Origin of the sequence: Ilumatobacter nonamiensis YM16-303 (assembly GCF_000350145.1) — a bacterium.
Lineage (GTDB): Bacteria > Actinomycetota > Acidimicrobiia > Acidimicrobiales > Ilumatobacteraceae > Ilumatobacter_A > Ilumatobacter_A nonamiensis.
This window is the reverse complement of sequence record NZ_BAOL01000239.1, coordinates 1-5427: the sequence shown is the minus strand read 5'-3', so window position 1 is coordinate 5427 and position 5427 is coordinate 1. Positions and strand designations below refer to the sequence as shown.

Below are 5427 nucleotides of genomic sequence, written 5' to 3'. Positions count from 1 at the left end.
CGCGCACGGAGCGCCGGAACTGATCACGAGAACGCGGTTTGCGGGTCAGCCTTCGAGGATCTCGTGGTGGCGGCGCATCGTGGCGACCCCGTCGGACACGATCCTCTCGAGCACATCGAGATCGATGTCGGCGAGTTTGTTGATGTACAGGCAGCTCTTCCCGAGCCGGTGTTTGCCGAGTTCCGCCAGGTCGTCACCGAGATCCTCGTAGCCGGGCATCACGTAGACGACCATGTTCGACTTCCTGGCGGCGAACCCGGTGAGCAGGAACTCGCCCTCCCGGCCCGATTCGTAGCGATAGCGGTACTTCCCGAAGCCGACGATCGACGACCCCCACATCTTCGCCTCGCACCCCGTCACCCGCGTCATCATCGCGAGCAGCGTCTCGGCGTCGGCGCGCCGTGTCGGGTGTTCGAGCTGCGCGATGAACTCCGCTGGATCCACATCGGTCGGCTGTGTCTTGTTCTCGGCCATGTGTCGTCCACGTTCCCTCTCAGGTGCCCGCTCGATCGGCAGTCTCGCGCACGTGTCGGAACCAGACGCCGACCATCCGCATCGTGTACCCGCCGACCACGGTCCACCACACGGTCCACTCCGCGGTGCGGCGATTAGTGTCCCGCGCATGACGAGCCAGGCAACCACCGACGCAACGACGGACTTCGATGTCGCCCCGGGCGACCTGGCGGCGATGACGTCATCGCGGCCGACGGGTCACGGTGCCGTGCGGGCGTACGACTGGATCGACCATCACGCGACCAACCGACCCACGAAGGAGGCCGTGCGCGACCTCGGCACCGAGCGGAGCTTCACGTACGGGGACCTCGATCGGCGTGTCGAGGCGATGGCCGGCTACCTCACGTCGCTCGGAATCGGGCGGGGCGATCGTGTCGCGGTCCTGGCGCACAACGGCGTGGAGTACTTCGACGTGCAGTTCGCCTGTGCCCGGACCGGGTCGATCTGCGTGCTGTTGAACTGGCGGCTCACGGTTCCCGAACTCGAATACATCGTGAACGACAGCTCACCGAAGCTGCTCGTCCACGACGTGTCCTTCACCGAGTCGGCGACCGAACTCCAGCAGCGATGCTCGATCGGCACGTTGCTCGGGATCGATGGAGGCGGACCGGACAGTCCGTACGAGCAGGCGCTCGCCGCTGGTGCCGAGGTTGCCGTCGAGCGTGTCGGGCTCACGCACGACGACGTGATCACGATCATGTACACGTCGGGAACGACCGGCTTGCCGAAGGGAGCGATGATCACCCACGGCATGAACTTCTGGAATGCCGTGAACCTGGGCTTCCCGGTCGGCGTCGGCCCCGACACCGTCCACCTCAACGTCCTCCCGCTGTTCCACATCGGCGGGCTCAACTGCTACAGCAACCCGGTGCTCCATGCGGGCGGGACCGTGGTGACGGTGCGCGCGTTCGAACCCGGCGAGGTACTCCGGCTGCTCGGTGATCCCGACCACGGCATCACCCACTTCTTCGCCGTCCCCGCGCCGTACCAGTTCATGATGCAGCACCCGGACTTCGCGGACACCGACCTGTCTCGCTTGCGCGTCGCGGGCGTCGGCGGCGCGCCCTGCGCACTGGCGATCATGGAAGCCTGGATCGAGCGGGGCGTGCTGCTGATGCAGGGATTCGGGATGACCGAGACGAGCCCGGCCTGCATCGCGTTGGATCCCGGCGACGCGCTCCGCAAGATCGGCTCGACGGGCAAGGCGCTGGTCCACGCCGAGTTCCGCATCGTCGACGAGGAGGGACGCGACTGTGCTCCCGATCAGGTCGGCGAACTGTGGGTTGCCGGACCGAACATCACCCCCGGCTACTGGAACCGCCCCGACGCCACCGCCGAAGCGTTCGAGGGTCGCTGGCTGAAGACCGGCGACGCCGCGCGGATCGACGACGAGGGCTTCGTCTACATCGTCGACCGGTGGAAGGACATGTACATCTCGGGCGGTGAGAACGTCTACCCGGCAGAGATCGAGAACGTGCTCTATCAGCTGCCCCAGGTCGCCGAGGCGGCGATCATCGGAGTGCCGAACGATCGTTGGGGTGAGGTCGGACTCGCCGTACTCGCGCTCAAGCCGGGCGCCGAACTCGACCGCGCCACCGTCGTCGACCACTGCGTCGGACAGCTCGCGAAGTTCAAGGTGCCCAACGACATCGCGATCGTCGAGGAGCTCCCCCGCAACGCGACCGGAAAGGTCCTCAAGCGCGAACTGCGCACCCAGTTCGTCGACGACGACGCCCCCGACATCTCCTGAGTGTTCGTCGGTGCCGGCCACCGACGAACACTTCCGGCGGGCGTCAGGCGGGTGCGGGTTGGGCGCCGCGCTGGAGGCGGCCGGGACGATCGCCGGTGAGCGCTCCGTCGGCGACGGTGATGCGGCCGCGTTTGATCGTTGCGACGTAGCCGTCGGCAGGCTGCATCAGTCGGGTACCGCCGGCCGGGAGATCGTCGATCAGTCGGGGCGGCTTCAGCGCGAGACGCTCGTGATCGATGACGTTGATGTCGGCGAGGTACCCGGGAGCGATCACCCCACGGTCGTGCCAGCCGACGTGCGCCGCCGTTCGCTGGGTTTGCTGGTGCACGACATACTCCAGATCCAGCAGCTCACCGCGGGACCGGTCGCGCGTCCAGTGCGTGATGGCCGTGGTCGGGAAGGTGCCGTCGGAGATCACGTTGCAGTGGGCGCCCGCGTCGGACAGACCGAACATCGAGTGGTCGGACATGATCATCTCGCGGACGTCGTCGAGATTGCCGTGCGCATAGTTCATGAGCGGCATGTACAGCAGTTGGCGTCCCTCGTCGGCGAGCATCAGGTCGTACATCTTCTCCACCGGGTCGATCCCCTCGGCCGCTGCGAGTCCCGCCACGCTGTCCTCCGGTGTCGGTTCGTAGTTCGGCGGATCGGTCAGCGGATACATCCGGTCGAATCCTGCGTGGATCAGCGCCGGGAAGTCGCTGACGCGCACCTCGGCGTGCTCGGCGATGATGTCCGCCCGCGTCGCCGGGTCGCTGAGATGGGCAACCCGCTCCTCGACCGGGAGATCGTGGAGTCGCGCATATGTCGGGCACCGGCGGAGCGGATTGGCGGTCGCCGCGAGCCCGAGCAGCACACCGATCGGGCGAACGGCGACCTGCGCTCGCACGTCGGCGCCGCCAGCCGACCACTGTTCGATCCGCCGCACCAGCTCGCGCCAGCGGTCCGGTGTCTCGTCGTTCTGCTGGACGGTGAAGCTCAACGGGCTGCCGACCTCCTCGACGATCCGCCCGAGCAGTTCGAGTTCGCGCGCGACGAGTTCGTCGTCGCCGGACTGGTAGACGTCGGAGATCAACTGCATCACCCCGGCGCCCGCGCTGTCGAGTGCCTTCGCCACACCGACCACCTCGTCGGCCGTCGCGCGCAACGTTCCGATCGATTCGCCCGACGACGTGCGGTGCGCCCAGGTGCGTGACGTGGTGAACCCGAGGGCTCCGTTGCGCAGCGCGGACTCGGTCATCTGTCGCATCTGCTCGATCTCGTCGTCCGTGGCGATCGACTCGTGGTCGGCGCCCCGATCGCCCATCACGTAGGTGCGCAACGCGGCGTGCGGCACCTGTGCGCCCACGTCGATGGTCCACTCGAGGCCGTCGAGCACATCGAGGTACTCGTCGAAGCTCTCCCATCCCCACGTCATGCCCTCGGCCAGCGCCGTGCCGGGAATGTCCTCGACCCCTTCGAGCAGGCGGATCAACCAGTCGTGGCGATCGGGTCGAGCGGGAGCGAATCCGACCCCGCAGTTGCCCATCACGATCGACGTGACCCCGTTGATCGACGACGGGGCGAGGTCGGCGTCCCACGTGACCTGGCCGTCGTAGTGCGTATGGATGTCCACCCAGCCCGGCGTGACGATCAGACCTGCAGCGTCGATCTCGCGTCCGGCCGGTTCATGTGCGGACACGTCGCCGACGGCAACGATGCGGTCTCCGTCGATCGCGACATCGGCGGCTCGCCGCGGCGCTCCCGTCCCGTCGACCACGGTTCCGTTGCGAATGATCAAGTCGGCCATCACACCCTCCTCCGGCGAAAATGGTCATCGGTGACCGGCACCGACGAGCATTTCCACGGTAGTCAGGGCCGGGCGGGTTCGACGGACCGCGCGGCGCGGATGCGGGTGCGGAGGTAGACGGCGACCGTGGCGCCCAGGAAGAGGATGCCCGCGCCGGCCATCCACAGCATCCGATAGCTGCCGTTGTCGACGATCAGGCCACCGATCGCCGGACCGGCTGCGGCACCGGCGAAGATCCCGACCTGACTGATCCCGGTCGCGGCTCCGGGAGCCGACGGGTTGTTGCGCACGACGGACAGGTTGAACAGACCGGGCCAGGCCCAGCCGAACGCGAACGCCGGAACGGTCGCGACGAGGTAGCTGGCCGGCACGTCGATGGCGAGCCCGAGCACGCCGAGTCCGCCGAGGGCGAACAGCCAGACGAGTCGTTGGATGGGCAACACACCGCGCCGGTCGACCTGCACACCCTGGAAGATGCGGCTGACGATGCCGACGAAGGAGCCGAGACTGAGGACGAGCCCGGCGGCACCCGGGCCGAGACCGGACTCCTCTGCTCCGATCGTGATGAACCCGACCATGGCACCGGCATTCGAGGCGCCGAGGAAACCGACCACGGCATAGAGCACCAGCAGTCCCGTGCCGAGATCCGGCTTGGCGGAGCGCGATCCTGCCACCATCGCCAGGGCACTGCCGCGCCGTGCGGGACGGTTCGGATCGTGGGGATCACGGGGCAGCAGCGTGAACGCGGCGAGCGCCAGCACGGCGCCGAGGGCGTACGCCCATTGCCATCCGACGGTCAGCGCGATCGCCGGGACCGCGCCACCGCCGAGCAACGCGGCAGCGGGCATTCCGGACTGTTTGGCGGCGAGCGCGAACCCCATCCGTTCCGCGGGAACGTGCGTGGCGAGCATCAGGTTCGCCGACGGCTGGCTGAGCGCATTGGCGGCTCCCGCGATCGCGAGAAAGCCGCAGAACTGCCAGAACTCGCGGGCGACGGCCGCGAGCAGCACCATCGCGATCGCCGATGTCGCGAGCCCGCTGCGGAACGCCCACTGCGGACCGAGGCGTTCGGCCAGGCGCCCCATCGGCGCCGACAGCGCCGCCGCGACGGCGAACGACACGGCCATCGCGACACCGATCTGCGTGGCGGACAGTCCGACCTCGTCGCGCAACTGGACCCCCAGCGCTCCGGTCACGAACGCCGGAAACGCACTGCACATCGTCGCGAACGCGACCGTGACCCACGCCCGCCGCTCGCCCGCGCCGGCGCCGGCGGGGCGTGTCTCGCTCATGGCCTCCATCCGACGAGCGCTGCAGTGCGGAGCGGGTCCGGACCGCTACGCAACGCTCGATCGGGGCGCGGGGGTGAAGCGGA

At 68.3% G+C, this 5427-nt stretch carries 4 protein-coding genes; 1 reads left to right on the top strand and 3 read right to left on the bottom strand.

What is annotated here, in order from left to right:
• Window positions 1-45: 45 nt before the first annotated feature.
• Complete coding sequence (locus ON45_RS18445) at window positions 46-474, bottom strand: DUF1801 domain-containing protein (protein WP_040495889.1); 429 nt, start codon at window positions 472-474, stop codon at window positions 46-48.
• A 214-nt stretch (window positions 475-688) separates the two neighbouring features.
• Here ON45_RS18445 and ON45_RS18440 point away from each other — a divergent pair, with 214 nt between their 5' ends.
• Window positions 689-2263, top strand: coding sequence for an acyl-CoA synthetase (locus ON45_RS18440; protein WP_040495893.1), 1575 nt, complete (start codon window positions 689-691; stop codon window positions 2261-2263).
• A gap of 43 nt (window positions 2264-2306) precedes the next feature.
• On the opposite strand, the gene ON45_RS18435 is transcribed toward ON45_RS18440, so the two are convergent.
• Together ON45_RS18435 and ON45_RS18430 are read right to left on the bottom strand one after the other, a co-directional pair.
• Entirely contained in the window at window positions 2307-4052 is a 1746-nt protein-coding gene (locus ON45_RS18435) for an N-acyl-D-amino-acid deacylase family protein (protein WP_040495887.1), read from the bottom strand.
• A gap of 62 nt (window positions 4053-4114) precedes the next feature.
• Window positions 4115-5344: an MFS transporter gene (locus ON45_RS18430; protein WP_158412512.1), complete on the bottom strand. Its 1230-nt coding sequence runs from the start codon at window positions 5342-5344 to the stop codon at window positions 4115-4117.
• Between the last annotated feature and the right edge of the window lie 83 nt (window positions 5345-5427).

What these genes read in the sequence shown, in the direction of transcription:
- ON45_RS18445 (WP_040495889.1), bottom strand. Translation starts at nt 474, where the DNA reads ATGGCCGAGAACAAGACACAGCCGACCGATGTGGATCCAGCGGAGTTC.
- ON45_RS18440 (WP_040495893.1), top strand. Translation starts at nt 689, where the DNA reads ATGACGTCATCGCGGCCGACGGGTCACGGTGCCGTGCGGGCGTACGAC.
- ON45_RS18435 (WP_040495887.1), bottom strand. Translation starts at nt 4,052, where the DNA reads ATGGCCGACTTGATCATTCGCAACGGAACCGTGGTCGACGGGACGGGA.
- ON45_RS18430 (WP_158412512.1), bottom strand. Translation starts at nt 5,344, where the DNA reads ATGAGCGAGACACGCCCCGCCGGCGCCGGCGCGGGCGAGCGGCGGGCG.